The sequence below is a fragment of the Streptomyces sp. NPDC005393 genome, from assembly GCF_040606675.1.
Taxonomy (GTDB): domain Bacteria; phylum Actinomycetota; class Actinomycetes; order Streptomycetales; family Streptomycetaceae; genus Streptomyces.
Map to the genome: position 1 here is coordinate 1 of NZ_JBEXFG010000116.1, position 3,227 is coordinate 3,227.

The 3,227-nt window shown below is 70.9% G+C and carries 2 protein-coding genes; both read right to left on the reverse strand.

The window, feature by feature from the left end:
• On the reverse strand, positions 1–1,240 hold a 1,240-nt coding region (locus tag ABZS71_RS35395), incomplete at its 3' end, for a condensation domain-containing protein (RefSeq protein ID WP_356216912.1).
• A partial coding sequence (locus ABZS71_RS35400; RefSeq protein ID WP_356216915.1) for an amino acid adenylation domain-containing protein occupies positions 1,240–3,227 on the reverse strand: 1,988 nt, incomplete at its 5' end. The genes ABZS71_RS35395 and ABZS71_RS35400, both read right to left, overlap by 1 nt.

Genomic DNA, 3,227 nt, shown 5'->3' on the forward strand with positions numbered 1-3,227 from the left:
CCGCACCGCGCAGACCCGCCGGCACGCCGCCGGGCCCGAAGGACTCCCCGACACTGAACTCGAGGTCGAACTTCGCCGCGGACGTGCCCGCCGAGAGCCTGCTCGTCGGCTCGGCACCCGACAGGTCCAGGGCCGCCTCGGCGTTGTTCTGCAGAGTGAGCATCACCTGGAAGAGCGGGTGGCGGGCCAGGGAACGCGCGGGGGCGAGTTCCTCGACCAGCCGCTCGAACGGCACGTCCTGGTGCGCGAACGCGGCGATCCCCGACTTCCTTACCCGGGCCAGCAGTTCACGGAACGTCGGGTCTCCCGACAGGTCCGTGCGCATGACCAGCGTGTTGACGAACAGCCCCACCATGTCGTCGAGGGCCTCGTCGGTGCGTCCCGCGACGGCCGCGCCGATGGGAATGTCCATTCCGGCGCCGAACCGCGACAGCAGAACCGCAAGCGCGGCCTGCAGGACCATGAAGGTCGTGGCGCCCTCGGACCTGGCCAGCTCCGCCAGCCGTGCGTGCACGTCCGCCGGAATGTTCAGCGACACGGTGTGGCCCCGGTAGCTGGCGACCGTGGGACGCGCGTGGTCGAAGGGCAGGTGCAGCTCCTCGGGTACACCGGCCAGCGCCTGGCGCCAGTAGGTCATCTGCTGGGAGACGACGCTGTCCGGGTCCTGATCGTCGCCAAGCAGTTCGCGCTGCCACAGCGCGTAGTCCGCGTACTGCACCGGCAGCGGCTCCCACTCGGGCGCCCGGCCCGCGCAGCGGGCCTCGTAGGCCATCGACACGTCACGGGCCAGCGGGCCCATCGACCAGCCGTCGGCGGCGATGTGGTGGACCACCACCAGGAGCACGTGGTCGTCGGGCGCCACCGTGAACAGCCAGGCCCGGATCGGCACTTCGGAGGAGAGGTCGAAGGCGTGGCTCGCCGTCTCGGCGACCGCGGCGTGCACGTTCACGGAGCCGTCGGAGCCGCCCGTACCGTCCGTGGTGGACAGGGCCACCACGTCGAGCTTCCAGGACAGGTCCGCGAGCGCCAGCACCTGCTGATGCGGCTCACCGTCGGCCACCGCGAACACGGTGCGCAGCACCTCGTGGCGGCCGATCACATCGCGCAGGGCGGCGTTCAGCGCCCCGCTGTCCACCTGGCCCGACAGCCGGATGGCCATCGGAATGTTGTATGTCGGGCTGGGGCCCTCGAGCTGCTCGACGAACCAGAGACGGCGCTGGGCGAATGACAACGGCAACATCAGGAATCCCCCTGGGTACGCATGGGCCGCAACGCCGGCCGCCTGGCTGACTTCTTCTTTCCGAGCTGCTGTGCAAGACCCGCGACCGTCGGCGCCTCGAACAGCGACCCGATCCCCACTTCCACGCCCAGCTCCACCCGGACCCGGCTGACCAGCCGCACGGCCAGGAGCGAGTGGCCGCCGAGAGCGAAGAAGTCGTCGTCCACACCGACCTTCTCCAGCCCCAGCACCTGGGCGAACGCTTCGCACAGGGCTTCTTCCTCGGGGGTCGACGGACCCCTGCCGGATCCCGCGGTGACGGCGTACTCCGGTGTCGGCAGCGCCTTGCGGTCCAGCTTTCCGTTCACCGTCAACGGCAGTTCGTCCATGACCACGACGGCCGCCGGGACCATGTAGCCGGGCAGTCGCTCAGTGGCGAACTGCCGGACCGTTGCGGCGGTGCCGTCGCCCACGGCCGGTTCCGCGGCATCTGCGGGCACGACATAGGCGACCAGGCGCTTGTCACCGGGTGTGTCCTCGCGGACGACGACCGCGGCCTGGGCCAGCTGCGGGCAGGCAGCCAGCACCGCCTCGATCTCACCGGTCTCGATCCGGAAGCCCCGGACCTTGACCTGTTCGTCGGCGCGGCCGACGAACTCCAGGTTCCCGTCCGCGTCCCATCGCACCAGGTCGCCCGTCCGGTACATGCGCTCGCCCGCGTCGGCGTACGGGGAGGCCACGAACCGGTCCGAGGTCAGCCCCGCACGGTTCAGGTAGCCTCGCGCCAGGCCGCCGCCGACCACGTACAGCTCACCGGCCACTCCGACCGGTACGGGCTCGAGCCTCCCGTCCAGGACGTACAGCCGCAGATCGGGGATCCGCCGGCCGATGAGGCTCGGGGCTCCGTCCGTGGCTGCGGCCGCGTCCAGTGCCGCGTAGGTGACGTGCACGGTCGTCTCGGTGATCCCGTACATGTTCACCAGCACCGGCGCGTCCTGCGGGTGCCGGGAGTACCACTCCCGCAGCCGGGCCGGATCCAGTGCCTCGCCTCCGAACACCACGGTCCGCAGGCTCAGTTCGTGGCCCAGCTCCGGCTCCTGCGCCTCGGCCTGCATCAGCTGGTAGAACGCGGACGGCGTCTGGTTGAGGACCGTCACCCGCTCGCGGACCAGCAGCCGCAGGAAGTCCTGCGGGGAGCGGGACACGTCGAACGGGACGACGACGAGGCGGCCGCCGTAGAGCAGGGCGCCCCACAGTTCCCACACCGAGAAGTCGAACGCGAACGAGTGGAACCACGTCCACACGTCTCCGGTTCCGAATGCGAACCGGTTCCGCGTCTCCGAGAACAGTCGCGACACGTTGGCGTGCGTGACGACCACGCCCTTGGGCTGTCCGGTGGACCCGGAGGTGTAGATCACGTACGCGGGGTGCGAGGCCAGCAGTCGACCTGCCCGGTCCGTATCCGTCAGCCGCGAGGCGTCCAGGCCGTTCAGTTCCCCGGCTACGGCCGGGTCGTCCAGGGCGACCACTCCGAGCGCCCGCGCGTCCTCGCCGAGCACCCGGTCGCGCGTCTCCCGGTCGGTGATCAGGGACACGGGGGTCGCGTCGCCCAGGACGAAATCGATGCGCTCGGCCGGGTAGCCGGGGTCGATCGGCAGGTAGGCGCCGCCCGCCTTCAGTACGGCCAGGAGGGACACCACCAGGTCCGCCGACCGGTCGAGGCACACGGCGACCAGGGACTCCGGTACGACGCCGCAGCTCACCAGCAGCCGCGCCAGCCGGTTCGCCCGGGCGTCCAGCTCGGCGTACGTCAACCGCGTGTCGCCGAACTGGACGGCCACCGCGTCCGGGGTCCGCTCCACCTGCGCGTCGAACAGCGCGGGCAGCGAATCCACGGGCACCTGCGCGGCGCCGTCGTTCCAGTCCACCAAGACCCGCTCACGCTCACCCACACCCAGAACGTGAACCGAGGTCAGGGGTTGGTCCGTGGCACCGTCGAGCGCGCCCT